The organism is Mycolicibacterium brisbanense (genome assembly GCF_001570425.1).
Lineage (GTDB): Bacteria > Actinomycetota > Actinomycetes > Mycobacteriales > Mycobacteriaceae > Mycobacterium > Mycobacterium brisbanense.
On the sequence record NZ_BCSX01000056.1, the window covers coordinates 38,969 to 64,837 of the forward strand.

Annotated in this window: 21 protein-coding genes and 1 pseudogene; 9 read left to right on the forward strand and 13 right to left on the reverse strand. The window is 64.2% G+C overall.

The annotated features are described in order from the left end of the window. The 7 genes from RMCB_RS32910 to RMCB_RS32940 all read right to left on the reverse strand — a co-directional run bounded on the left by RMCB_RS32910 (position 1) and on the right by RMCB_RS32940 (position 9,713). The gene (locus RMCB_RS32910; protein ID WP_131805599.1) at positions 1–843 is read right to left on the reverse strand and encodes a hypothetical protein; all 843 of its coding nucleotides are present in this window, start codon (positions 841–843) and stop codon (positions 1–3) included. A gap of 29 nt (positions 844–872) precedes the next feature. Next, positions 873–2,648: an ATP-binding protein gene (locus RMCB_RS32915; protein WP_062832064.1), complete on the reverse strand. Its 1,776-nt coding sequence runs from the start codon at positions 2,646–2,648 to the stop codon at positions 873–875. An 86-nt stretch (positions 2,649–2,734) separates the two neighbouring features. Continuing rightward, complete coding sequence (locus tag RMCB_RS32920; RefSeq protein WP_062832065.1) at positions 2,735–4,162, reverse strand: type II NADH:quinone oxidoreductase NdhA; 1,428 nt, start codon at positions 4,160–4,162, stop codon at positions 2,735–2,737. A gap of 94 nt (positions 4,163–4,256) precedes the next feature. Further along, positions 4,257–5,342 (reverse strand): 5-methylcytosine-specific restriction endonuclease system specificity protein McrC, encoded by a 1,086-nt coding sequence (mcrC, locus tag RMCB_RS32925; RefSeq protein ID WP_234792330.1) that lies wholly within the window; start codon positions 5,340–5,342, stop codon positions 4,257–4,259. After that, positions 5,339–7,153 carry an AAA family ATPase gene (locus tag RMCB_RS32930; RefSeq protein WP_062832067.1) on the reverse strand — a complete coding sequence of 605 codons (1,815 nt, stop codon included), beginning with the start codon at positions 7,151–7,153 and terminating at the stop codon, positions 5,339–5,341. Before RMCB_RS32930 ends, mcrC begins: the two co-directional genes overlap by 4 nt. Further along, positions 7,150–8,253, reverse strand: coding sequence for a restriction endonuclease subunit S (locus RMCB_RS32935; protein ID WP_072278588.1), 1,104 nt, complete (start codon positions 8,251–8,253; stop codon positions 7,150–7,152). Before RMCB_RS32935 ends, RMCB_RS32930 begins: the two co-directional genes overlap by 4 nt. Positions 8,254–8,255: 2 nt before the next feature. After that, complete coding sequence (locus RMCB_RS32940; RefSeq protein WP_062832069.1) at positions 8,256–9,713, reverse strand: type I restriction-modification system subunit M; 1,458 nt, start codon at positions 9,711–9,713, stop codon at positions 8,256–8,258. A gap of 160 nt (positions 9,714–9,873) precedes the next feature. On the opposite strand from RMCB_RS32940, the gene RMCB_RS32945 reads away from it, so the two are divergent. Then, on the forward strand, positions 9,874–10,227 hold the full coding sequence (locus RMCB_RS32945; RefSeq protein ID WP_062832070.1) for a DUF732 domain-containing protein: 354 nt from the start codon (positions 9,874–9,876) through the stop codon (positions 10,225–10,227). Positions 10,228–10,365: 138 nt separating this feature from the next. Here the strand turns inward: RMCB_RS32945 and RMCB_RS32950 are convergent, their stop codons facing one another. Next, positions 10,366–10,581: a ribbon-helix-helix domain-containing protein gene (locus RMCB_RS32950; protein ID WP_072278589.1), complete on the reverse strand. Its 216-nt coding sequence runs from the start codon at positions 10,579–10,581 to the stop codon at positions 10,366–10,368. 216 nt (positions 10,582–10,797) lie between these two features. On the opposite strand from RMCB_RS32950, the gene RMCB_RS32955 reads away from it, so the two are divergent. Then, positions 10,798–12,372: a DUF6398 domain-containing protein gene (locus RMCB_RS32955; protein WP_131805601.1), complete on the forward strand. Its 1,575-nt coding sequence runs from the start codon at positions 10,798–10,800 to the stop codon at positions 12,370–12,372. Between the two features lie 24 nt (positions 12,373–12,396). Here RMCB_RS32955 and RMCB_RS32960 read toward each other — a convergent pair whose 3' ends face one another. Both RMCB_RS32960 and RMCB_RS32965 read right to left on the reverse strand, forming a co-directional pair. Then, positions 12,397–14,241, reverse strand: coding sequence for a fatty acyl-AMP ligase (locus RMCB_RS32960; RefSeq protein WP_062832072.1), 1,845 nt, complete (start codon positions 14,239–14,241; stop codon positions 12,397–12,399). Between the two features lie 91 nt (positions 14,242–14,332). Further along, positions 14,333–15,298 (reverse strand): sigma-70 family RNA polymerase sigma factor, encoded by a 966-nt coding sequence (locus RMCB_RS32965; protein ID WP_062832073.1) that lies wholly within the window; start codon positions 15,296–15,298, stop codon positions 14,333–14,335. Positions 15,299–15,373: 75 nt separating this feature from the next. Here RMCB_RS32965 and RMCB_RS32970 point away from each other — a divergent pair, with 75 nt between their 5' ends. Further along, the gene (locus tag RMCB_RS32970; RefSeq protein ID WP_062832074.1) at positions 15,374–16,120 is read left to right on the forward strand and encodes an SDR family oxidoreductase; all 747 of its coding nucleotides are present in this window, start codon (positions 15,374–15,376) and stop codon (positions 16,118–16,120) included. A gap of 18 nt (positions 16,121–16,138) precedes the next feature. Beyond that, on the forward strand, positions 16,139–16,861 hold the full coding sequence (locus RMCB_RS32975) for a DUF899 domain-containing protein (RefSeq protein ID WP_029371926.1): 723 nt from the start codon (positions 16,139–16,141) through the stop codon (positions 16,859–16,861). A gap of 320 nt (positions 16,862–17,181) precedes the next feature. On the opposite strand, the gene RMCB_RS32985 is transcribed toward RMCB_RS32975, so the two are convergent. Genes RMCB_RS32985 through RMCB_RS32995 form a run of 3 tightly spaced genes read right to left on the reverse strand, consistent with a single transcriptional unit; the run spans position 17,182 to position 19,485 of the window. Further along, positions 17,182–17,793: a Fic/DOC family protein gene (locus RMCB_RS32985; protein WP_165606358.1), complete on the reverse strand. Its 612-nt coding sequence runs from the start codon at positions 17,791–17,793 to the stop codon at positions 17,182–17,184. Between the two features lie 7 nt (positions 17,794–17,800). Continuing rightward, positions 17,801–19,138: an FAD-dependent oxidoreductase gene (locus tag RMCB_RS32990; RefSeq protein ID WP_201028382.1), complete on the reverse strand. Its 1,338-nt coding sequence runs from the start codon at positions 19,136–19,138 to the stop codon at positions 17,801–17,803. Beyond that, positions 19,135–19,485 carry a bifunctional 3-phenylpropionate/cinnamic acid dioxygenase ferredoxin subunit gene (locus RMCB_RS32995; protein ID WP_036425331.1) on the reverse strand — a complete coding sequence of 117 codons (351 nt, stop codon included), beginning with the start codon at positions 19,483–19,485 and terminating at the stop codon, positions 19,135–19,137. The genes RMCB_RS32990 and RMCB_RS32995 overlap by 4 nt, the downstream gene beginning before the upstream one ends. A 208-nt stretch (positions 19,486–19,693) precedes the next feature. Between RMCB_RS32995 and RMCB_RS36750 the strand changes: the two are divergent. The 5 genes and pseudogenes from RMCB_RS36750 to RMCB_RS33020 all read left to right on the forward strand — a co-directional run. Further along, positions 19,694–19,893 (forward strand): annotated as a pseudogene (locus RMCB_RS36750) (N-methyl-L-tryptophan oxidase); the annotation flags it as partial. Beyond that, complete coding sequence (locus RMCB_RS33005; RefSeq protein ID WP_029371933.1) at positions 19,890–21,074, forward strand: aromatic ring-hydroxylating oxygenase subunit alpha; 1,185 nt, start codon at positions 19,890–19,892, stop codon at positions 21,072–21,074. The pseudogene RMCB_RS36750 and the gene RMCB_RS33005, both read left to right, overlap by 4 nt. Positions 21,075–21,077: 3 nt before the next feature. Next, positions 21,078–22,574 (forward strand): aldehyde dehydrogenase family protein, encoded by a 1,497-nt coding sequence (locus RMCB_RS33010; RefSeq protein ID WP_407662167.1) that lies wholly within the window; start codon positions 21,078–21,080, stop codon positions 22,572–22,574. Between the two features lie 30 nt (positions 22,575–22,604). Further along, positions 22,605–24,125 (forward strand): APC family permease, encoded by a 1,521-nt coding sequence (locus RMCB_RS33015; protein WP_062832077.1) that lies wholly within the window; start codon positions 22,605–22,607, stop codon positions 24,123–24,125. A gap of 163 nt (positions 24,126–24,288) precedes the next feature. Next, on the forward strand, positions 24,289–25,860 hold the full coding sequence (locus RMCB_RS33020) for a GMC family oxidoreductase (protein ID WP_062832078.1): 1,572 nt from the start codon (positions 24,289–24,291) through the stop codon (positions 25,858–25,860). Positions 25,861–25,869: the final 9 nt, after the last annotated feature.

The following is a 25,869-nucleotide window of genomic DNA, read 5'->3' on the forward strand; positions in this document are numbered from 1 at the left end:
TCAGTCGTCTTTGTGACGATCGGACAGATCAATCCGGATATCCCACAGGTGGACGTGCCCGGGAATCTCTTGGTCCATGAACCACTCCCAGTCCTCATATTTGTCCGCGTCTGCCTGCCAGCCATCTGCCTCAGCGTCGCGGCCGGCGCCACGTAGGACGCTGGCCACCAGGCGCTGAAGCGCCTGGCTCTTGTCGTGGACACAGATGTCGTCGAGCATCTCGATTGCCAGCCGTGCGATGCCGTCGACCGCATGATCCACCCTGTGTCGCGCCACTTCGGCGAACATCAGCTCGGCGACCGCCCAGTGATAGGCCGCGTCGGCGGCGCGCATCGGGTGGTACATCTCCTCGCGGTCGATCAAGTTGGCCGCCATCTCTTGGGCAAGGGCCACCGATTCCTCTGAGGGGCTGAGGAATTCGCTCAGTGCGCTGAATGCCCACAGCATCAACTCCGGCATGGTGGCGTCGACTTGCCGCGCGAGTGCGACCGCCTGTCGGTAGGCAGATTCCGCGCTGTCACGATCGCCGAGTTCCACAAGTGCCTCGCCCAGGTCAATGCTGATTCTCGCGGCATGGGCGAGGTCACCGGAATTGGTGGCGTCGGCCGCCAATGTTCGTAGTTCAGCTGCGCGCGGGGCCGGAGGCAGTAGTCTGCGCCGGATGTCGAGCACTTTCGCTCTGGTGCGGTTGAGGACTTGGACGATCCTGACGGATGTCTCGTCATCGAAGACAACATCTATCAACGGCAAGAGCAGGTTGTTGACCTCCTCGTAGTGATCGATTGCCTCATCGAGCCGCCCCGAGCACAGCGCACGGTCGCCGAGCTGTTCGCTGGCTTCCACGGCGTCGGCGATCAGTGCCGGTTGCTCGGTCATCGGGCGACCTCCGTACCGTCGACGCCTGCGGCGAGCACGATGATGTCGTCTAGTGCCTCCGAGAGCAGGGCGCGGTCGTCCGGACCATCGCACTGGCCGGCCATCCGGGCTTGAACGAACAGCAGCTGCATGAGCCGGCTGAACACCAGATCGTCCGTTGTGCGGGTCAGCGCACGCACGGCCCGGTTGTCCCAGTTCACCACCAGATGCGAGAGGTCGCCGTATCCCGGTGATGTCAGGTCGATCTGCCCGTGACCGATGAAGACGGCGGGAAGGTCCGGGGATGGAAACTGGCGCGCGACAACGCGGCACCCTGATGCGAGGAGCGCCTGACTACCGCGCTGCTCGAATGTCGGCACCTCACCGGCGTCGAGGGACGGCATCGTGAGGGCCGCTACTTCGGATGCCGGATAGGCGCGGGTGACCGTCACGCCGGAAATCACCTGCGGCAGCATGAGCAGCACCTCTTGGTCGAGGGTGTGGCCGGCGTTGATGACGATTCGCCCGCCCGGGTTGAAACTGGCGATGGTGCGAAACTCCTTGACCGACACGGCATACAGGATGTTCGGGTTACGGTCGATGACGTCGATCAACCGCATCTGCCCTTCCGTCGTTTGTACCGTCAGCATGGGCAGCACCACTTCGGCCAATGCGAGATTCTCGGCGTCGACGCCCTGCGTCGCCGCGGATCTGAGCTCCAACTCGTTGTCGGCGACAAATTCGGCGAACCGTTCGGGATCGGTGTCGGCGAGGGAACGCAGCCACGTGAGTGCTGTTTGACCGAGTTTGCGCCGTGTCATGGTCAGCGCCACATTGCTCATGATGGCTTCGCGGCTGGCGGTCGGCTCAAGTTTGGTGGAATTGATTGCGGCCCAGGCGAAGAAGGCCCACCCTGGCATCAGGGCGGCGTCCGCATCGTCGACCAACATGCCATTGACGTAGACGCGGTTACGAGCGGAGGGCTTGGACCTCCCCGCGGAACCGATATATACGACGCCCTGTAATCCCAACTCGTGGTCGACGACATCGATGGCGTCGAACTGCCTGCCAACGCCCATGCCGCCGTAAACCGGTGAAACACCTTGCCGCACAGCGGAATGATGCGCACCGAAATCGTGTATCCACGGAAACCTGCGCGAAACACTCTGCGGTGATTGGTTTGTCAGCACTGTGATATCGACGGGGAGGAATTCGGCGTACTTCTGAACCAACGGGCTCACCTGCTCGGCCCGAGCCCACCCGATCATCTCCGGGCGCGGCCGTAACCGCACCGTGGTTCCCACGGCGACGTCTTCGGGGACCCTTCGGGTCGTGTATGTGCCGTCGCTGCGGCCGACCCACTCGATCGGCTCGGCGCCGGTCGCGCTGCGGGAGACGACGGTGATCTCGTCGGCGACGAGAAAGCAACTCAGCAAGCCGATGCCGAATTGACCGAGGTAGGTCCGACGTCTCTGTTCCAGCTCCTCACTCTTGGAGCTGGCGCCGACCGTCGCGAGGAACTGCTCGACCTGCTCCGGGCTGATTCCGATTCCGGCGTCGGTGATCATGAACTCGCCGGCCGGTGAGTCCGGAGAGGCGATTCCGTACGGGGAGATCGAGATGACGCGCGGGGCCGCAGGGCCACCAAGTGCGTCGCGTGCCGTGATGGCGTCGACCGCGTTCTGGATCAGCTCCCGCACGTAAACGCTGGGGCTGGAATACAAGTTCTTGCTGAGTAGTGCGATGACGCCGCCGAGATTCACCCGAAAGTTCTGCGGCTCAAGCCCGTACATCTGTGGCCCCTTCTATGTCGGTTCATTCGAGAACCGCATAGCGTCGCACGGGGTACCGACAAATCGGGTTCGGTCAGCGGATGCTGTTAGGCGGACTCATCCTTCTCGATCTTGTCCGCGGCTTCGACCGCGGCCAGCGGCCCCTGTCGGCTCTGCAGCGCCTGCATCGCGGTGCGCGCGTAGATCATCTGGCTGGTGATGGCCATCTGGCCCCGACCGCGGCCCAGGAAGGTGATGAACCAGGTCACCAGTGTGGTCAACCGATTCTTGTAGCCGACCAGGTACACCAGGTGCAGCACCAGCCACGCCAGCCATGCCAACGGGCCGCCGAATTCGAGTTTCTTGGACGTTTTCGGGATCGGCACCTGGGCCACCGCGTCGAAGCGTGACACCGTCGCCATGCTGCCCTTGTCCCAGTATTTGAACGGCTCGCGGTTCGCCGGGTCATCCTGACCCGCCAGCGCGCGCTTGATGATGTCGGTCGCGTAGGCGGCGCCCTGGATCGCGCCTTGCGCCATCCCGGGGACATCGGGGACTGCCATCAGGTCGCCGACGACGAACACGTACGGGTGGCCTTTGACGGTCAGATCGGGTTCGACGATGACGCGGCCCGCCCGGTCGATCTGGCTCCCGTCGGACTGCTCGGCGATCAACTCGCCCAGCGGGCTCGCCTGCACCCCGGCCGACCACACCTTGCAGGCACACTCGATACGGCGTTCACTGCCGTCCTTGTCCTTGTCCTTGTCCTTGTCCTTGTCCTTGACGGTGATGCCCATGTAGTCCACGTTGGTGACCATGGCGTTGAGCTGGATCTCGACGCCGAGCCGCTCCAGTCGCTTCTGGGCCTTGAGGCCGAGCTTGCGACCCATCGGCGGCAGGACCGCGGGGGCAGCATCGAGCAGGATCACCCGGCAGTCCTCCGGCCTGATGCTGCGGAACGCACCGGCCAATGTCCGTTCGGCGAGTTCCGCGATCTGACCCGCCAACTCGACACCTGTGGGGCCGGCGCCCACCACCACGAACGTCAGCCGTCGCTCGCGTTCGGCGTGATCGGTCACCACCTCGGCGGCCTCGAACGCGCCGAGGATGCGGCCCCGCAACTCCAGTGCGTCGTCAATGGTCTTCATGCCCGGCGCGAATGTCGCGAAGTGGTCGTTACCGAAATACGACTGCTGGGCGCCGGCGGCCACGATGAGGCTGTCGTAGGGCGTGACGGTCTCCTGCGACATGAGCCGCGAGGTGACCGTCTTGGCTTGTAGGTCAATGCCTTCCACCTCGCCGAGGCGGACCCTGACGTTCTTCTGGTCGCGCAGTACGAGGCGCGTGGTGGGTGCGATCTCGCCTTCCGACAGGATGCCGGTGGCGACCTGATAGAGCAGCGGCTGGAACAGATGCGTCGTGGTCCGCGAGATCAAGGTGACGTCGACGTCGGCGTGCTTGAGGGATCTCGCCGCCTTCAAACCGCCGAATCCGGACCCGATGATCACGACTTGGTGGCGTTTGACGGTGGTCATGTTGCTCCTTCGGGCACGGCAGGATCGAATGACATCGGCAAACATACCGGCTGACGTCGCTGTGAGGGGTCGATGCGATGCGACTGCGGCAAAGTCAGTCCTGGTCGGCAACCACCGATAGCAGGCGTTCTCTGATTGCTGGCGTCTCAGCGGCGAGATCGACCGTGATAAACCGGTACCGGTGCCCGCCGATCACGGCGTACTCGTCGACATCGGCGTGGACCACGGGATAGAGCAGGACCCCTTCCGCCGTCGCACCGAGGAGGTCGCGATTATGTTGTGACTGCACATAGGCGTAGAGCTGGAACATGTGATTGCGCGAAAGCCTCGGTGTCCCAAATCGGTTGGTTTTGAGAGCATCAGCGAACTTTGTCTCGACGATGATGCGGCGGTCTGGTCGTTCGAGCATCGTGTCGGTGCGCATCACCGGCAGAATCGCCAGCGCGCCGGCAGATTGCTCATGTAGGGGCCAGGTGTGCACGGTTTCACCGGCGCGCACGCGCCAAGGCGGTTGCAGAGTTGCGCGGTAAAAGCCGCGGACAGCGGTTTCGTACAGGTGGCGGATGTCGGCGGCATCGCGTAGCGCTGACATCCGGTGTGCGGCACCGGTGTCCTCGCTGGGGATATCCATTCGCAGCAGCAGACGTGCGGCGTTAACCCCGTCTAGATCGGCAACCTGATTGCGTCCCAGGGTGATCGAGTCAGCGTCGGACCGGCTGGCCAGTGTTGCTGTCACGCCCTGCAGCCGCAACATCCCAGCAAGCTGGCGGCAGCGATGGGCGCGGTCTGTGTCCCGGGCGGTCGCCGCGGCGACGATCAGGCCGGCGTAGACGAGACGATTGACGGGGTTGTCGATCGCGAGCTCGGAGTACTTGCAGGCGATCTGCCCGCGGGAAAGTAGCTGCGCTGATTCTGTTTCGAGTACGTCGATGCGGCCTCTCACGCGTGTGAGCGGCTGACGCCGTCCGATGTAGGACCTGCTTAGACTGCGTTGCAGACGGCGTTCGACCGCCTGGGCGAGAATCTCTGCAACGAGATCGGGCAAGTCGTCCGGACGGTGCTCGGCTCCGGCGTCGCGTACGTCAGCGTTGCTGGCATAGAGCTCTGATGCGTAGAGCATGAGCAGCCAGAGATTGCGCACCGGAATCTCGGTCTTGCCACTGAAGACGACGCCGGTCACGTAGATTCACCGAGCAGGCGTGCGGTCTCCCTGTCGACGCGATCGGGTGCGTCGAACCAGTATTCGGCCAGCAGTGGCCGGATCTCGCGCTGCACAATCTGACGCAGCCAATCCCGGGTATTCGTGATCTTGCGGGTCGTTGGCGGGGTGAAGAAGCTGTGGCCGATTCGGTATTGCTCTCCCAACGATCGATCCGCGGTGATCGATGCGTTGATCTCACCGATACGGACGGCGATCGATGCCAGCTCATCAGTTGGGATCCCGCTGTGGATTGATACCCAGTGCTGCCAGGTGTTGTTGAACATGGGCTCCAGGTCTGCGAAGGCGAAGCGGCGCCGCAACGCGAAGTCGACGATCGCCAAGGATCGGTCTGCCAAATTCATCGTGCCGATGATGTACAGATTCTCCGGCACGTGCAGTGGCCCTTCGCCGTCGCGCCGGTACGTCAGGTCGATCGCCTCGGAGGGGACCCGCTTCTCGCTCTCCAACAGCGTGAGCAGTTCCCCGAAGATCTGGGCGAGGTTGCCGCGGTTGATCTCCTCGATGACCAGGACGTAGTTGTGGCCAGGGTCAGCCTGTGCGCTCTCCACGATGTCGAGGAACACTCCGTCGGCGAGGACCAGCTTGCCGTCGGCGCTCGGGCGCCAACCACGCACGAAGTCTTCGTAGGACGTCGAGGGATGGAATTGGATGATGCGCAGGTAGTTTCGGTTCTTCTCTCCGATCAGTGCATAGCCGAGGCGTTTGGCCAGCCACGTTTTCCCAGTGCCCGGCGGTCCTTGCAGGATCAGGTTTTTCTTGGATGTGAGGGCGTTGAGATACTCGTCCAAGGCATCTCGGGGGATAAAACAACCTTCGCTGATGATGTTGTCGACCGCGTAGATCTCGCTCTCGGACGGGTTTTCTTCTTCGGTACTGTCGGCGTGATCGTCATCTGGTGTTGCGGGTGTCGCGTCGTCGCCAAATCGCTCCCGCCAGTGCGGGGAATTGCGGAAGACATCGATGTCCTGATCGACCCCGTCAAAGGTGAAGTCGATCAGACCGTCCGTCTGCCAATCGCCGCGCAGGACCTTCCATACCGTTCGGCGGTTGGTGTAGAAGTACCATTCGCGAGGTCGCTCTTGTGGGTCCCACGCGACGTCGACCGTGCGGCCGTCGCCGTGGTTGCGGGTGATGGTGCCGGTAGCCTTGATGGCCATTACCGACACCCGCTGGCCCTTGTTGTCGAAGTCCAGGTCGTCGCGACGAGAACGTGTATAGGCAGCCTTGATCGCGATCCGCTCGTTCGGCTGCATCGAGTTTACTTCATCGAAGTATCTGTCGGAGTAGCCATTCCGCCAAATGCCCTGTTGGATAAACGATTCCGTTTGATCTCCACCATCGTTGTCACCGTAGTAGGCGCCGACGAACCACAATGGCGGGCCTTCTTCAGCTTCCGCCGCGGTGGGGCGGCGGGCCTTCGGTTGGTAGTTCTGGTACTCAGGGATCGCCTCCAGCGCTTCCTCGGTGATGTTGACTGGGTGCTCCTCGAGCAGTCGTCTCCCGAAGTCGGTGATGGTGGAGTAGCCGTTGCGGACTTTCGTCACCGCCTGGGCGCGCGTGAGGGCTGACAGTGCCCAACCCACGCGGTTTCGAGCACGCAGCTGTCCAGAACTGAGAGTCTCGGCACGCTGCGCGTCGGTGAGCTGCATTTCGTCAGCGACGGCCTCGAAAAGTTCTGCGGTGCGCCAAGTCTGGCCGTCGCTCAGCACGACCAGTGTGGGGCGCGCGAAGGCCGGCCAGCTTTCGAGCTGCGACGGTTCGGCCGTCATAGCTCGCCTCGGAATGCGCGGGATTGTAGGGAGGCGAAGACGGTGTCAACATCTACGAGTTGTGCTCGGGACCGGTCTATCTGCGAGCGAATACTGCTCAACACGGCGGCAAAGTTTCTTTGCAGTTGCAGCGGTGGCGACGGGATCGGTGCTTCCTTCACGTCACCGAGGTTGATCCCTTGGACGGCGGCGCCCTTTGTGCGGCGTGCCATCCAGTGCTGGAAGCTGGGCATCTCCATGGCTGCGCGGACATATGTGGCTGAAGCAGGCTCGGCTATCGCGAGCCGTGCCGAGTCCTGTGTGATATTGGCGCCTGCCAGAGATTCAGGAACGGAGGCGAAACGGCCAACGTGTCCGCGAATCGACATAAGAAGATCTCCCTGTTGCAGTAGTGATCTCTTGTATTGGTCGCTGATTGCTGGAGATGTTCTCCTCATCGCCTGTTCATCGATGCCGCCGTTCTTCATGTCGGCGACTCGGACATACGGGACTCCGTTGTCGACGTCGGGGCCCGGCTTAAGGATGCCGTACGTGATTGGCCTGTTTGGATCAATCCAATCTTGAAGCCGTCGGACGCGGAAATTCCGTTCATTGGTGATTGGATCGCCGAAGGTTGCGTGAAAGACTGCCTGCGACAATTCATCGAAGCCTGCGAGGACTTGACGGCGTTTCGTGCGAAGCGAATCCGCCTGGTCGAGGATGGCAGCGATGCGGCGTTGCTCGTCGAGTGGGGGTTTAGGAACTTGAATCTCTTTAAGGAACTTGAAATGGCGTGAATAACCAGCGTCCGGCAGGGAAACTGTACAGAGGTAGTGGTAGAGAAACTTGGGATCGAATCCGCCGCGGGCGCGAAGGACTTTTACACCGTCTGCACCCATTGCGAACGGAAAATCGATGTACTTGATTGTACGGGTGTGGTCACCAAAAATGATGTTTGGCCCATGATGTCTGAATGCGAGGCTGTTGTCATTTGTATAGCCGGAGATCAGGGCCTTGCCTTGGTCGACCACCGGCAGTTGTCCCAATTGGCGGTATTCGGAACGAGGTACCTTGTGGTTGCCGCCGGTGGCGTCCCCAAGGGCTTCAAGGAATGAAACCATTTTCACGATAGCATCGCCTTCAACTCGGCAAGTCCGGCAGCGATCTCGCCTTCCAGTTTCTCGATCTCAGCGATGATCTCCAATGGTGGTCGATGCTCGACCTCATCGTGCACGGTCTCCTTGTAGCGGTTGAGCGACAGGTCATAGTCCTGAGCGACGATGTCGGCTTTTGGCACGCAGAACGACTGCTCGGTGCGGGCCCGGTCCAATTCGGACGAAGAACGTAACGCCCACCGAGACAGTGCATCCGGAAGATCATTTGCCTCGACAGGGTTCCGCTTGTCATCGAGCGAATATCCGTCGGCGGTTACGTCATAGAACCACACATGGTCCGTGCCACCAGAGTTGGTCTTGGTGAACAGCAGAATTGCCGTCGAGACACCGGCATACGGTTTGAATACACCCGACGGCAGTTTTACGATGCCGTCGAGCTTCTGATCCTCAACCAGTGCGCGGCGAAGCTCCTTGTGCGCCTTGGATGATCCGAAGAGTACGCCGTCGGGCACGATGACGGCGGCGCGGCCGCCGGGCTTGAGCAGCTTCAAAAACAGTGCAACAAAGAGCAGTTCGGTCTTCTTGGTTTTGACCACCCGCTGGAGATCTTTCGAGGTGGCCTCGTAGTCAAGTGAGCCGGCGAATGGGGGATTGGCGAGAATCAGCGTGTATTTCTCGGCGTCCTCACTGGCGCCCTCAGAGAGGGAATCCCGGTAGCGGATGTCGGGGGACTCGATGCCGTGCATCAGCATGTTCATGCTCGCGATGCGCAACATTGTGTTGTCGAAGTCGTAACCGTGAAACATGCTGGCGTGGAAGTGCTTCCGCTGTGAGGCATCGGTCAGCACCGACGGATGCTGTTCGCGGACATACTCCGACGCCGCAACGAGGAACCCCGCGGTGCCACTCGCGGGATCGCAGATCTCGTCGGTAGGCTGCGGTGCGGTCATGTCGACCATCAGCTTGATGATGTGCCGGGGTGTGCGGAACTGCCCGTTCTGGCCCGCGCTGGCGATCTTCGACAGCATGTACTCATACAGGTCGCCGTTGGTGTCGCGATCGGCCATCGGGATGTCAGCGAGCATGTCCACGACCTTCGACAGCAGCGCCGGGGTCGGGATGGTGAAACGCGCGTCACGCATGTGCTCGGAGTACGTCGAGCCGTCGCCGCCGAGCGCGCGCAGGAACGGGAACACCTTCTCGGAGACCGTCCTGAACATCACCGCCGGCTCAGCGTTCTTGAAGTGAGACCATCGCAAGTCTTGCTGGTCGGCCCCGAACCGTAACTCCTCGGCTTTGCCGGTACGGCGAGCGCGATTCTCCGCGAGAGTGTCCAAGTCGTCGAGGCGTCGGATGAACAGCAGGTAGGTGATCTGCTCGATCACCTCCAGCGGATTGGAGATACCGCCCGACCAGAAGGCGTCCCAAACGCGGTCGACCTTGCTCTTCAACTCACCGGTGATCACTGCACTGCCCCTTGTCGCTCGCAACGAACTGAACCGAACTGTATATACGACGGCTCCGACAAACACCGGGATGCGGCGACGGGCGAGTCTTGTCGGTGGCCTCTGTCATTCTGTGCGGCTCGCATATGCGGGCGATTCGGACAGGTCAAGGAGGGCCGCAATGAACAAGCTCGCAGGTACCGGCGTTGTGATGGCCGCTGTCGCCGTCAGTGCAATCATCCCGATGGCTCTCGCCGCACCCGCCGGTGCTGACCAGTACGACTACGTGGCTCAACTCGACGATCGCGGCGTGTACTACTCGTCGATCTCCGATGTGATCGACACCGGAAAGATGACCTGCCGACTGCTGCGCAGTGGTGCCGGCGTGCCGACGGCGATGAACTTCGTCGCACGCAGCGGCTACGCGTCCTACGAGACCGCGATCGTCGTCGTTGCGGCGGCGCAGAACATGTGCCCCGACGTACTGCCCGTCCTGGATGCGTACGTCAACGCCAGCCCGTCCACGGGTGCTTAGCACCAACGGTGAATCGGCCGCCGCCGATCGGTCGCAGAACGTCGAAACGCGGCTGTCGAGCGTCGCGATGTTGCGGTACCGCTGAGCGAAAACAACGTTCGAGGCCTCCCCGAGGCTGATCTGTTCTCGTGTCGACGATCACCGCTCGCCGAAGCCTTCGAGAAGCTCATTTGCGCGGCCTGCCAACGGCTCCGGACCGGCGAACAGACCGCCTCGTGGTCGCGGCTTCTTTGTCGACACACTCACCCTGATCGACTCCCGGATCACCTCAGCCTCTGATACCCCGCGCTCCCGGGCAGCGCGTTTGACTGCCGCTTTGAGGTCATCAGGCAGGCGGACGGTCGTCTTCTCCACATGTGTACGGTACGTCCGACGGTGCCATATATCTGAAGAAGAGTTGCGCGACCATCGGCGCGGCCACGTGTTGCGGTAGCACCTCCCGCTAGGGTGTCGAACATGTCCAGCAAGGGTGGCAGAGGCAGCCGGCGGGGGCGCGCTGGTGACGGGCCCGACCTGCTCACCGATGTGGGCCGTGCCTTGGCTGACCCGGATCCGCTGAATCTGCTGTCGATGGCGAGCATGCTGCTGTGCGCCACTGACAAGCGTCAGGAGAATCCGTTCGCCCCGTCGGAGCGCAGCGGACCGACACTCGACGAGCTGGTCGAGTCATTCATCGGTGTCCCGTGTCCCGAGACGACGGCGCTGCTCGCTGTGATCGCGGAGATGTCTGCCGGCAACGATGTGTTGCGCGCTCGTATTCGGCGCGAACTCACTAAGCGGCCCGCTCCTGAAACCCCTTGGCTGGCAGAGCTTTCGTCGCCGACGGTGAGCCGAGTGGTCCGGATGAGTCACGAGCTCGGGGATGGCGATGACATCATGATCGCCGCACGGTTGGCCAGCGGGCACGAGTTCACGTGCGTCGTATACATCGACCACAACGTCGGCACCCTGGTCAAGGATGCGTTCGTGCTCCCCGTCTCAATGGACCAGATCATGTCAATGTCACGGCAGGCGGCCGAAGACGGCACTCGCTGGGACGATATGACCCTCGCAGATACTCGGGCCTGGGTCGACGAGGGAATCCAACGGGCGACCATGACGATCCCACCATTCGAATCTGAGAGCTGGCCGGGCTGCCGCGCCTTGGTCGAATGGGTAACCAGGACACTGCCGACCGGCGGGGTGGGACATCGCACCCCGGAATGGGATTCGCGAAAATCGAAGCGTTTGGCGCGCCAATTCTTTGCTTCCCCGTACGGACAGCGGTTCGATGACGACGAGCATCGGGACTTGTTGGACACGCTGTTGTGGTTCGGCACCGACTATGGTTCCGGGGACCCGTTGCGTTGGAGCAACGTCAAGGTCGAAATGCTGCTGGCCGATTGGCTTCCGCGCAAGGTCGTTGCTGCCGCGGACCACTTGGCCAAGGCGCCAAATCTGTTGCGGGCGTATGTAGCGTTCGCGCATACGGAGGCCGGCATCGGCCCACGATGGACCGATGAGGCGCTTGCTGCGATCGATGCCTTTGAACCGCAATACCAGCGTGAAGTCCGGAACCCTGGTCTGCAAGGCCCTGAGGCGTTGCTCGCCCAGCTCGGCATCGATATGGGGATGGACCACCGACAGCGGAAGCTTGATGAGCTCGCGGCATGCGTTGGAGGCTATGACGAGCTCGACCATCTCGATGACGCCCCGCTACCCGACGAACCGTTCCGCTGGGATGGAATCGCCGGCGAAGCGGCCTCGCGAGTGGGGGATATTCTCACGCTCACCGACCGCTGCTGCGAGCAGGTACTCGACGTCGAATACCGCACTGCATGCCGGCGGCTGCTCGCGCGCGTTGCGGCCAATGACCCGACCAGCTTTGGCCGCGGTCGGGTGGAAACTGTTGCCGGCGCCGTGGTGTGGATCATCGGCAAGGCCAACAACCTTTTCCGCTACCCGGCGGGTGGCATGCAGGTGAAGGATCTGATGGCGCATTTCGGGATCCAGCAGGGCGGCGTGTCACAGCGGGCCACGACGCTGCTGCGGGCCGGCGGATTCGACAGCGAAACTGTCGGCCTGCGGCTCGGCTCAGTCGACTACCTTGTCTCCGAGCGCCGACGTCAAATCAACGCTGCGCGAGACGCTTGTCGAGGCGAGTAAGCCTCGGCGCGTAAGCCCAAGGACCTAGCGGTCGAATCGGCCCGCCAAATACTCAGTGCGGCAAGCATTCCGGGCCAGCTTGCCGCTGGTCGTGCGGGGGATGACGCCGGCGGCGACCATCCGCACGTCGGCCACGCGGACCTGATGGTGGCGTGAGACCGCGGCGCGGACGGCGTCGACGATCGGGCCCGGCTCGGCGCGGCCGGCGCCCGCGGCGCGTTCGGCGACGACGACCAGCTCTTCGCCATGCGCACCGGGGACCGAGAACGCCGCGACGTAACCCGAGCGCACGGCACGCGATGCCTCGCTGACCGTGGTCTCGATGTCGGTCGGGTAGTGGTTGCGGCCGTCGACGATGATCATGTCTTTGATGCGGCCGGTCACGTACAGCTCGCCGTTGACGTACACGCCGAGATCGCCTGTGGCCAACCACAATCCGTTGTCAGGGACACCCTCGGCATGGCTACCCGCCACAAGACGGGTCTGCAGCTTGTTGCCGAACACCCGCTGCGACTCATCGGGCCTGCCGAAGTAGCCACGACCGATGTTGTTGCCGTGCAACCAGATCTCGCCGACGTGGCAGTCCGCCATCTCGTCACCGTCGGTGCCGGCGATCACCACCCACTGGTTGGGAATCGCGCGACCGCAGGACACATGCGCCACGGCACCGTCGGCATCGGCGTCGACCACAACAGCGTGCCCGGCGTTGAGCTGGTCGCGGTCCAGGTAGATGACGCTCGCTGTCTCATCGGGTGCGATGCTGGCGACCGACAGCGTGGCCTCGGCCATCCCGTAGGAGGGCTTCACCGTCGTCGCGGGCAGCCCGTACGGCGCGAACGCGGCGTTGAACTCCTCGATCGAGGACATGGTCACCGGCTCGGATCCGTTGAGCAGCGTGACGACATTGCTCAGGTCGATCGACTCGCCCTTGGGCGGCAGACCGCGCTGCGCGCACAGCTCGAACGCGAAGTTCGGCGCGGCGGCCAGTGTCGGGCCGGTGGCGGATTCCTCGGCGAGGCGCTTGATCCAGCGGTACGGCCGCCGCACGAACGCCATCGGGTCCATGAGCGTGATGTGGTTGCCGCACAACGCCGGGAACATGATCATGATCAGGCCCATGTCGTGGTACAGCGGCAGCCAGCTCACGCCGCGGATGCCCATTTCCAGATCGCCGGCCAGGATCATCTGCATCACGTTGGTGCACACGTTGCGGTGGGTGATCTCGACGCCGGCCGGGGTTCGTGTGGAGCCCGAGGTGTATTGCAGGTAAGCGACGTCGTCGGTATCGCGCGCTACCGCGGTGAACATCGCCGCGAGCGAATCGGGGACGGCATCCACCGCGATCATGCGGGGCCGCTCGTCAGCGGGCAGGGTGCGCAGGAAGCTCCTTACGGATTCCGACGCCGCAGTGGTCGTCAACACGACGGTGGGTTTGGCGTCGGCGAGCACCGCGGCCAGGCGTTCGGCATGACCCGCGAGGCTGGGAGCGAACAATGGGACGGCGATGTTGCCGGCATGCACCGCGGCGAAGAACGCCGACACGTAGTCGACGCCCTGCGGCGCCAGGATGGCCACCCGGTCTCCCGGCGAGGTCACCTGTTGCAGGCGGGCACCTATCGACCGCACCTGCGACCACAGGCCGTTCCAGCTCAGCTCGATGATTTTTCCGTCGGGATCCGACGAGTAATCGACGAATCGGTAGGCCGGTGCATCGCCGAACGCCGCTCGGTTGCCTTCCAGGAACGACGTCATCATCACGCCGTCGGGCACGACGATGGTGCCGTCGGCGAGGACGTAGTCCTCGATGCTGCCGCGCGACTGTTCGACGGCCGCCCGCACCGTGTCGCCATTCAGAGCTTCCCGACCCATAGCGCAAATAATAATAGTGACACTAAGTACCGTTTGCCTCCTGGACATATGACGGTTGTCACCGCCGTCGGGTGGTGTGGCCGCCGTCACATCACGGCAATGACAGCGGGAGCCCGAACCAGGGCAGCACACTGCTGTCGAAGCGCGTCATGGCGCTGATGCGGTCCCCGTCGAGCGTGAGTACCAGAAGCCCCGCGGCATGCCGGGCACCCCCCGCGCCCCGATGGTAGGAGCCGAACGCCAGCTGCCGGTTCGCGCGCGTCGGCACCAGGTCGTAGTGCCGCCCAGGCCGCATGACCGCGGCGTAGAAGCGGGCCACCACATCGCGGCCCTGGTATTCCAGCGGCACGGGCGGCATCGAGATCGTGACGTCTTCGGTGAGCAGCGCGACCAGACCGTCGACGTCACCGGATTGGTAGGCGCGCACGAACCTGTCCACCAACACCTGTTCGGCCGGGGACCCCGGTTTGGGCGGCGTGGTGGCGGACGGGAGCCCCTGGCGCAACCCCGCGCGGGCGCGTTTCAGCGCGCTGTTCACGGAATCGACTGTGCTGCTGAGAATCTCGGCAACCTCGTCGGCGTGATAGCCGAGCACGTCACGCAGGATCAGCACGGCGCGCTGGCGGGGTGCCAGTAATTGCAGGGCCGTCATGAAGGCCAGCGAGATGGTCTCTTGCTGTTCGTATGACGCCTCGGGTATCAGTGCGTCCGGATATGGCTCCAGCCAAACCACTTCGCTCAGCCGTGTCGGCTCGGGCGGTTCGATCTCGTTGATGTCCCACTCCTTGGCCGGGCGCCGCTTGGCCGTCCGCAGCGCGTTGAGACAGCGGTTGGTGGCGATCCGGTAGAGCCACGTACGGACCGACGACCTCTCTTCGAACCCGTCGAGGTTCTGCCACGCCGACAGCAGCGTGTCCTGCACGGCGTCCTCGGCGTCCTGCACCGAGCCCAGCATCCGGTAGCAGTGCACCTGCAGTTCCCGGTGGTGTGGCTCGGTGAGGTCCCGGAACGCCGCGCCATCACCGGCACGGGCCCGCGCGATCAGTTCCACATACATAGAGACACGCGGCGAGGCGAAAACTTGTCGCGGTCGCCGCGCCCAGTTTTCGGCGTTCCCGGCGTCTCAATAGATATGACGACATTCGATATCACCGCCACCACGGCGATCGTGACGGGTGCGGGCCGAGGATTCGGCCGCGGCGTCGCGACTGCTCTGGTCGGTGCCGGTGCTCACGTGATCGGCGTGGCCCGTGGCGCCGGACAACTTGCCGACGTCGGTGCACAACTCGGCGCCCGGTTCACGCCTGTGTGCGCAGACGCCGCCGACGCTGCGACCGCCGCCCATCTCATCGACCGGTACCACCCCGGCGTGGTCGTGTTGGCGGCCGGCGCGGCCCCGCGGATGGGCAGGCTCACCGAACAGACCTGGGAGAGCTTCAGCGAGAACTGGAATGTCGATGTGGCGCAGGCGTTTCACTGGATCCGCCAGGCACTGCAGCGTCCGCTGGCGCCGGGCAGCACGGTCATCGCCTTCTCCAGTGGCGCCGCGCTCAATGGCTCTCCGCTCAGCGGGGGCTACGCGGGAGCGAAGGCCACCGTCCGGTTCATCGCCGATTACGGCGCAGGTGAATCGGAACAGTCGGGGTTCGGCATCAATGTGGTGTCGGTGCTGCCGCAGTTGACGCCGGCCACCGACCTCGGGTTCGCGGCCGTTGCAGCGTACGCAGCGGCGGCGGGTGTCGACCCGGACACGTTCGTGGCGCGCCGGGGCGCGGTCCTCACTCCTGAGCAGGCCGGCAAGGCGATCCTCGAAATCCTCACCGCACCGCAGCACCGGTCGTATGGGCTCGGTGCCGAAGGACTTATCCAATTACCCTGAAGAGAAAGGATATTCAGAATGAACACACCTCCGATCGTGACAGCCGAGGAGTGGGACGCGGCGCGGCGGCGCCTGCTGGTGAAAGAGAAAGAGCACACCCGAGCCGGTGACGCGCTGGCCGCCGAACGGCGAAGGATGCCGTGGCTGGCTGTCGAGAAGCCCTATGTGTTCCGCGGGCCGGACGGCGAGCTCAGCCTGCTCGATCTGTTCGCCGGGCGACGGCAGCTGATCGTGTACCGGGCGTTCTTCGAGCCCGGCGTATACGGCTGGCCCGAACATGCCTGCCGCGGATGCTCGATGGTCGCCGACCATGTCGGAAACCTGGCGCATCTCAACGCACGCGATACGACACTGGTGTTCGCGTCCCGGGCGCCGCAGGCCGACATCGCACGGGTGCAGCAGCGGATGGGATGGGATATCCCGTGGTACACCATCACCGACAGTTTCGACTCCGACTTCGGCGTCGACGAATGGCACGGCACCAATGCGTTCATCCGCGACGGCGAGTCGGTGTTCCGGACTTATTTCGTGGACAACCGCGGCGACGAAGTGTTCGGCAACACCTGGAGCTACCTTGACATCACCGCGCTCGGGCGGCAGGAAGACTGGGAGGATTCGCCGGAGGGGTACCCGAAGACGCCGCCGTATCAATGGTGGAACTGGCACGACGAGTACGAGGATCCGCGGCCTCCTGACGAGTGGATCGCCCGGGCGACGGCCGCGCAGGAACTGTTCAAGTGAGTCGTTTCGGGCGCAGGCTCTGTGCGGTGCTCGCGGCGTGTTCGGCTGCACTGCACGGTGTTTCCCTGATTTCCGAGACGAGCGTCGCCGCGGTTCTCACTGCGGCGATGCTCGTCGGGTGTCTGTTCTGCGCCCGCGATCTGTGGGTGCGGGGAACGCTGCGGGCGTGGACGACGGTCGCGTTGATGAATCTCGCCATGATCGCGGTGCACCTGCCCATGCCGGCGGGTCATCACCATGGCGCGCCGGGCGGGACCACACACGCCGAGGCGATGACAGCTGCCACCTGGATTGCTCTGGTCGAGGTCACCGCCGCGGCGTCAGTATTGTTCTGGCGCACGCGGTCCCGCGAACTCCCTCTGGGGGAGTGTCACGGCGTCCATCAAGCATCGCGCTTCCAGGGTGCGGTCGCGGCACGTCGCGAGCAGGTCGCGCCGGTCGATCCGTGACCAATCGAGTTGGTAGCCCGCATGTTCGGCGAGGTACTGCAGGAACACCCGTTGGGTGCGGCCGTTGCCCTCCCGGAACGGGTGCAGCCGGTTGATCGCGGTGAAGTGTCGGCTGAGTCCTTCGACGAACTCGTCGCGGTCCAGGCCGCACAGGTAATTGTCCTCTTGGATCCGGACGAAGACGTGCGCTGCGGCGGCCACCAGCGTTCGCGCAGGCGCGAACTGGTTGGTACTGCCCGCCTTGAAGATGTCCACGGTCCGCAGCTGTCCGGCGAACGGATAGACGTCTCCGAACAGATGGCGGTGGATCGCCTTGAGGTGCTCCAGGTCGAAATCTCCGGGCAGCGGATGCTCCGACAGCTGGATGTGCCGGACGGTGACGAGATCGTGCTCGGCTGACACCAGTTCGGCGATGGTGCGGGCATGCACCAGGTTGGTCAGTATCCCCGTCGTGGGATCGACATAACCGGACCGACGGGGCATGACCTTCTCAGATCGCGGTGATCCGGGAAGCAGTGCGGCGCACGAGCTCATCGGCGTCGATCGCGCCGTGCTCGTAACTCTGAAGGTCGCCGCGGAGCTCTTCTGACGGCGCTCCGGCTTCCAGCCCCGCGGTGTGCACGGCGGCGTTGACCGCCGCGGTGCGGGCGGCAACCTGCTCGGCGAGCTGGCGTTCGATGAGCTTGCGGTGCCGGGTGAACAACCGCGGATTGTCCATCGAGAACACCGCCGTCGCGACACCGTCGCGTTCATAGAGCGCTACGAACGATGCTGCAGACGCGTCGCCGTCGACGAACCGGACGACGTCGCCCGGCTGCCGGTGTCCGGCGAACTGCAGTTGGCGCCCATACTGTTTGGACCAGAAGTACGGCGCGGCATGCGGGGCCGGCGGCGTGCCGAGGATCGCGGCGGCCACAATGCGGGCCTGCTGCGTGGCATTGGTCCAGTGCTCGCTGCGGTGGTGTGCCCCCAGGTGGACATTGAACGACGTCGCGCAGTCACCGACGGCATACACACCGGGTGCCCCGGTACGGCACAAGTCGTCGGTCCGGAAGCCGTTCTCGATGGTGATCTCCGAATGCGTCAACCACTCTGTATTGGGGACCGCGCCCACACCGACGACGACCACGTCTGCGGGCAGTTCGGTGCCGTCGTCGAGCAGCACGCCCGTCACCCGGTCCTTGCCGGTGACTCCGGACACGCAGACACCGGTCAACAAGGTGACGCCGTTCTGCCCGTGCAGCGCCGTGCACGCCGCCGCGACCTCTTCGCCCAAGATCCCGACGAGGGGCGCCGTGGACATCTCGACGACCGTGACGTCGATGCCGCGGCCGGCCGCGGTGCTGGCGACCTCTGCCCCGATGAAGCCCGCACCGACGACCACCAGCCGCTGCGCCCTCTCGAGGGAACTGCGGAGCGCGCGGGCGTCGTCGACCGTGCGCAGGGTGTGCACACCGGGCAGCGCCGGGCAACCCGGCAATGAGCGGGCCCGCGCTCCGGTGGCCAATACGACGGCGTCGGCGGACAAGGTGGCGCCGTCGTCGAGTGTCACGACATGCCCGCCGCTCGAATCGGAGGTCAGCCCGACTGCGGCGCGGCCCAGCACCCACTCGGCTCGCAGCGCGTCGATGTCAGCTGATTCGGCCAGCTCGAGCGACGGCTCGCCGGTCAGATACTCCTTGGACAGCGGCGGACGGTCGTAGGGCATGTGCGGCTCGTCGCCGACGACGGTGACCCGTCCTTCGTAGCCCGCGGCGCGCAGCTCTCGGACCGTGGACAGGCCGGCCAGGGATGCGCCGATCACGACGACCGATGTCGGGTGGCTCATGATGCGCTCGCTTCGAGCCAGATCTGACCGTCCTCGACGCCGACGCGGTGGGTGCGTACCGCGATTTTCGCGGGCGGTCCGGACACCTCTCCGGTGCGCAGGTCGAAGCAGGATTCGTGCAGCGGGCACTCGACGGTGCAATCCTCGACCCAACCGTCGGCCAGCGACGCATCCTGATGAGTGCACGTGTCGTCGATGGCGAACAGGCCGGAGTCCGTATGGAAGATCGTGATGGGGTCAAGGCCCTCTAACTGCACGGTGAGCACCTCGCCGACGGGCAGCGCATCGAGCTGTCCGACGACGGTACGGCCGGACGTCGACGCGCTGACGGGCTCGGTCGACGGCAGGGAAGACGCATCCACAGCCACAGTCCTTTCGTCGTTGCGATAGACGCAACATGTTCTTATTACGCAACAGTCTGCTCTTGTGAGCCGCCTCACGTCAACCCGTTGACATGACCTGGGCCATACGCAATCATTGATGCGGAGGACGCACGTGTTGCGTTGTCAGCAACAAAATACCTCGAATTGGAGGCCACTACGCGATGTGCGCAACGCAATGTGCATGTACTCCAAAACCCCCGACGAACATCTCGTGATCACGCGGCATCCGAACTACGCCAATGTCCTTGTGGCGTGCGGCTTGTCGGGTCAGGGAGCCAAATTCGTACGAGCGGTCGGCGAGATATCGGCCGATCTCGCCACACAGCCCATCCCATCGGACTCTTCGACACACGACGGTTGGTGAAATCATGACGACAATCGACAACCCCATACCTGCAGCCGCAGGAACCAATCCCGAAGGCGGGACCCTCGTTCGCACCCTGGGCGGCGAATACTACTGGGACCCGGAAATTTTCCGGGCGGAACAAGAGAACATCTTCGAGAAGATGTGGTTCTGCTCCGTGCGCAGCAGCGACCTGCCCGAACCGGGTGATTTCCGCAAGGTCCAGGTGGGCCGGGAGAGTGTGCTGATCGTCCGCGGCCGGGACAAGCAGCTGCGCGCATTCCTGAACATCTGCCGGCACCGCGGGGCGATGCTGTGCACCGAGGACTCGGGTGCGGTCAAGCGGCATCTGCGCTGCCCGTACCACGCCTGGACCTACGGGCTGGACGGCAAGCTGGTCGCGGCCCCCAACCTGGGCACGCTCAAGGGCGAGGACGGTGCGGACATCGACCGCACCGAATACGGTCTGGTGCCGGTCGCTCTGCGTGAGTGGCTGGGCTACGCGTGGGTCTGCCTGGCCGACGAACCGCCGTCGTTCGAGGACGACGTGATCGGTGCGGTCACCCAACGACTGGGCGACCCTGCCGCCATCGACCACTACCACATCGACGAGCTGGCCGTCGGCCGTCGGGTGGTCTACGACGTGGCAGCCAACTGGAAGCTGATCGTCGAGAACTTCATGGAGTGCTACCACTGCGCCACCATCCACCCCGAGCTGACCGAGGTGCTGCCGGAGTTCGCCGACGGTCTGGCCGCGCAGTACTTCGTCGGGCACGGCGCTGCATTCGGTGAGGACATCGACGGTTTCACCATCGACGGCCGCGCCGGTTTCGACACGATCGACGGGGTCACCGAAGACCAGGACCGCAAGTACTACGCGATCACGGTGCGGCCGACGGTGTTCATCAACCTGGTACCCGATCACGTGATCCTGCACCGGATGTTCCCGATGGCCCACGACCGCACCATCGTGGAATGCGACTGGCTGTACGTGCCCGATGTGGTTGCGTCGGGCAAAGACGTCGAGCATTCGATGGAGCTGTTCCACCGGGTCAACCAGCAGGACTTCGAAGCCTGTGAACGTACACAACCCGCAATGTCCTCACGGGCGTACCGAAATGGGGGTGTACTGGTACCCGCCGAGCACCACATCGGGGAATTCCACGAGTGGACGCTGGCCAAATTGGGCGACACCCAGTCGAAGGGGTAGCTGATGTCCGATATCGGGATGACGATGCAGCCCAGCCTTTACATCGACGGAAAGTGGGTGCATGCCGGCGGCGGCGGCACGCGCGACATCGTCAACCCGGCGGACAGCACGGTGGTCGCTGTCGTCGACGAGGCCACCGCGGCGGATGCGTCCGCCGCCGTGGCCGCGGCCCGGACGGCTTTCGACAGCGGACCGTGGCCGCACACGCCGATCGCCGAACGCGCGGCGGTGCTCGACCGGATCGCCGATCTACTGGCCCGCGACCGTGACGAGCTCGCCCGCATCGAGACCCTCGATACGGGGAAGACGTTGCGGGAGAGCCACATCGACATAGACGATGTGATCTCGGTGTTCCGCTACTACGCCAACTTGGCGGCGGTGGAGGCCGACCGGGTCGTCGACGTCGGCGACCCCACGGTGATCAGCAGGGTGGTGCGGGAACCGGTCGGGGTGTGTGTCCTGATCGCGCCGTGGAACTACCCGTTGCTGCAGATCGCCTGGAAGATCGCGCCTGCGCTGGCCGCCGGCTGCACCATGGTGGCGAAACCCAGCGAGGTCACCCCGCTGAGCACCATCGTGCTGGTCCGGCTGGCCGAGGAGGCCGGTGTTCCGGCGGGTGTGCTCAACCTGATCCAGGCCAGCGGCGCCGCAGTCGGCGCCGCTCTGACCGATACGCCCGAGGTCGACCTCATCTCGTTCACCGGCGGTGCGGCCACCGGTACGTCGATCGCCCGCACCGCGGCCGCCCACGCGACCCGCGTCGCACTGGAACTCGGTGGCAAGAATCCCCACATCGTGTTCGCAGACACCGATTTCGACATCGCCGTCGATCGGGTGCTGACCGGTGTCTTCATGCACTCCGGGCAGGTCTGTTCGTCGGGCACGCGGCTCATCATCGAGGAGTCCATCGCCGACGAGTTCGTCGCGGCGCTGGTCGCGCGGGCAGAGCGGATCCGATTCGGCGACGGTCTGGACGAGAGCAGCGAGACCGGGCCGTTGGTGTCGATGGCACACCGAGAGAAGGTGGAATCCTATGTGGCATTGGGGATTTCCGAGGGTGCAAAGTTGGTCACCGGGGGTGCGCGGCCAACCGATCCCAAGTACGCGGCAGGGAGTTTCTATCCACCCACCATCTTCGACCACTGTGATCGGAGCATGCGGGTGGTGACCGAGGAGACCTTCGGTCCGATCCTGACCGTCGAGCGGTTCAGCACCGAGGCCCAGGCGATCGAGCTGGGCAACGACACACCGTATGGCCTTGCCGCCGGTGTCCGCACCGCGGACCCGGCAAGGGCCGAACGCGTCGCGCGCGCATTGCGGGCGGGCACGGTGTGGATCAACGACTTCGGCTTCTACACTCCGGCCGCCGAGTGGGGCGGCTTCAAGAAGTCGGGGAACGGCCGCGAGCTCGGACCGACGGGGCTCGCCGAATACCAAGAGATCAAACACATCTGGAACAGCACCTCGCCGTCGGTGGCGGGCTGGTTCAACGGCGAATAACCCACCACTTCTCTCGAAGGATGCACCACCATGTCAATTCGGTCAGACAGTCAAGCCGATGAAAGTGGGATGGAGGACTTCGGCTACAAGGAGTCCCTCGACCGCAGTATCGGCAAGTTCGCGAGTTTCGCGGCCGGGGTCAGTTACATCTCGATCCTGACCGGCACCTTCCAGCTTTTCTATGTCGGCTTCGGCAATGCCGGTCCGGCTTATCTGTGGTCGTGGCCAATGGTTTTCGTGGGCCAGATGGCTGTCGCGTTGTGTTTCATGGAGCTCTCCGCCAAGTATCCGGTCGCCGGGTCGGTCTATAACTGGTCGAAGAAGCTCGGTAGCCGCATCGTCGGGTGGAGCTCGGGCTGGCTCATGCTGACCGCGTCCATCGTCACGCTGTCGGCGGTGGTGCTGGCATTGCAGTTGAACCTGCCCCGGCTGTGGAGCGGCTTCCAGATGATCGGTGACGGCACCGGAAAGTACGACTTCGCCGCCAACGCAATCATTCTGGGTGTCATCCTGATCGCCTTCACTACCACGATCAACGCCTTCGGCGTACGGCTGATGGCGATGATCAACAGCGCCGGTGTGTTCATCGAGCTGATCGCGGCGGTGCTCATCGCGGTCATCCTGGCGTTCAACATCAAGCGTGGTCCCAGTGTGTTCTTCTCCACCCACGGCTACGGTGCGGATCTGCCCGGCGGGTACATGGGTGCATTCCTGGTGGCGTCGTTGGCATCTCTGTATGTGATGTACGGCTTCGACACGGCCAGCTCGCTGGGCGAGGAGACGGTCGAACCGCGCCGCACCGCACCGAAGGCCATCCTGCGGGCGATCCTGGCGTCCTTCGTGATCGGTGGGGCCATCTTGGTGTTCGCCGTCATGTCCGCACCCGATCTCAACGACCCACTGCTGGGCAGCCCGGACGGCAGCCTGCAGTACATCGTCGAGAAGGTGATGTGGGGTCCGCTCGGCAAGATCTTCCTGATCTGCATCGTGGTGGCAGTGACGGTGTGTTCCCTGGCCGTGCACACCGCCGCGATCCGGCTCACGTTCGCGATGGCACGCGACAACGCTCTTCCGTTCGGCGAGAAGCTGGCTCGCGTCCATCCCAAGACGCAGGCCCCGGTGGTCCCGGCCGTCGTGATCGGTGTGATCGCCGCGTTGATCCTCGTGATCAACCTCGGTCAGCCCAAGGTGTTCACGGTGTTGACCTCGATCGCCATCATCATGATCTACCTCGCCTATCTGATGGTGACCGGCCCGATGCTCAAGAAGCGGCTGCAAGGTCAGTGGCCGCCGGCCGACCTCAAGGAAGGCAACTACTTCACCATGGGCAAGTGGGGTCTGGCGGTCAACATCTTCGCCGTGCTGTGGGGCGTCGGCATGGCCGTCAACCTGGCCTGGCCGCGCGTGGCCATCTACGGCGATCCCTGGTACAACACGTGGGGCGCGTTCGTCTACATCGGCGTCATCCTCGGCCTCGGCCTCGTGTGGTACTTCGTCAAGGGCCGTCATCACCTCGGCACCCTGGCCTCGCATGCGGCGGACAAACAGTAAGACCCAGTCTTTCAGCGTCCCACCATGTTCCGTGCGCTAGACGGCGGAGCCCACTGAACCCTGCGGGTCCGAGCGACCCGTGCTGCGACCGGACGGAATGTCGGCTCCTGCTCGCAGCATCCACCGACACACTTTTCACACCCGATTCCGGAAGGCACGACCGATGAGCGAGAACTCCACACCCGTTGCGACCTACGACTACGTCATCGCCGGCGGCGGCACCGCGGGATGTGTTCTCGCGGCCAGGCTGAGCGAGGATCCGTCGGTCACCGTGTGCCTCATCGAGGCGGGCCCCTCGGACGTCGGCGACCGCAACATCCTGGAACTGTCGGCGTGGATGCACCTGCTCGATTCCGGCTACGACTGGGACTATCCCGTCGAACCGCAGGAGAAGGGCAACAGCTTCATGCGGCACGCCCGGGCCAAGGTGCTCGGCGGGTGTTCGTCGCACAACTCCTGTATCGCGTTCTGGCCGCCGGCCGAGGGGCTCGCCGACTGGGAAGCGATGGGCGCCAAGGGCTGGGGCGCCGACGGACTGTGGCCGTTCGTCGCGAAACTGGAGACCAACGACGCCGAGGGGGATCACCACGGCCACAGCGGGCCGGTGCGGTTGCGCGACGTGCCACCGCTGGACCCGTGCGGCGCAGCGGTGCTGGAGGCCGCCGCCAAGGTCGGCCTGCCGACGGTGAAGTTCAACCGCGGCACCACGGTGACCAACGGTGCGGGCTGGTTCCAGATCAACGCCGCGGAGAACGGCAACCGCATGTCGTCGTCGCACGCCTTCCTGCACCCGATCCTCGAGACCCGCAAAAACCTTGAGGTACGGACGAATTCGTGGGTCAGCGAGATCCTGTTCGACGACGAGAACAACGCCACCGGGGTGCGCTACCAACGGCCCGACCTCACCGGGTACGACACGGTGTCCGCCCGGCGCGAGGTGGTGGTGACCGCAGGGGCGATCGACACCCCGAAGCTGCTCATGCTCTCGGGCATCGGGCCGGCCGAGCACCTGCGGGAGATGGGGATTGCGGTCCGGGTCGACTCCCCGGGCGTCGGGTCCAACCTCGACGACCACGTCGAAGGATTGGTGTTCTGGGAGGCGTCACGCCCGATGGTCACCAGCTCGACCCAATGGTGGGAGATCGGGTTGTTCACCACCACCGAGCCGGGTCTCAACCAGCCGGATCTGATGATGCATTACGGCAGTGTGCCGTTCGACATGAACACGCTGCGCTGGGGTTACCCGACCACGGACAACGGATTCTGCCTCACCCCGAACGTCACGCTGGGACGTTCACGGGGAACGGTGCGGCTGCGGTCGCGCGACTTCCGGGACCGTGCCAAGGTCGATCCCCGCTACTTCACCGACCCCGAGGGACATGACGAGCGGGTCATGCTGGCCGGTGTGCGGTTGGCCCGCAAGATCGCTGAGCAGGAGCCCTTGCGCGGCTGGATCGCCCGTGAACTGGCACCCGGGCCGGACGCCGTCACCGACGACGAGCTGCTGGACTACATCCACAAGACGCACAACACCGTCTACCATCCGGCCGCGACGGCGCGGATGGGATCGGTGGACGATCCGATGGCCGTGCTCGATCCCGAGTTGCGGGTCAAGGGCGTGCAACGCCTGCGGGTGGTGGATGCCTCGGCGATGCCGAAATTGCCTGCGGTGAACCCGAATATTACGGTGATGGCCATGGGCGAGAAGTGCGCGGACCTGATGAGAAAACAGTGATGTGAGCAA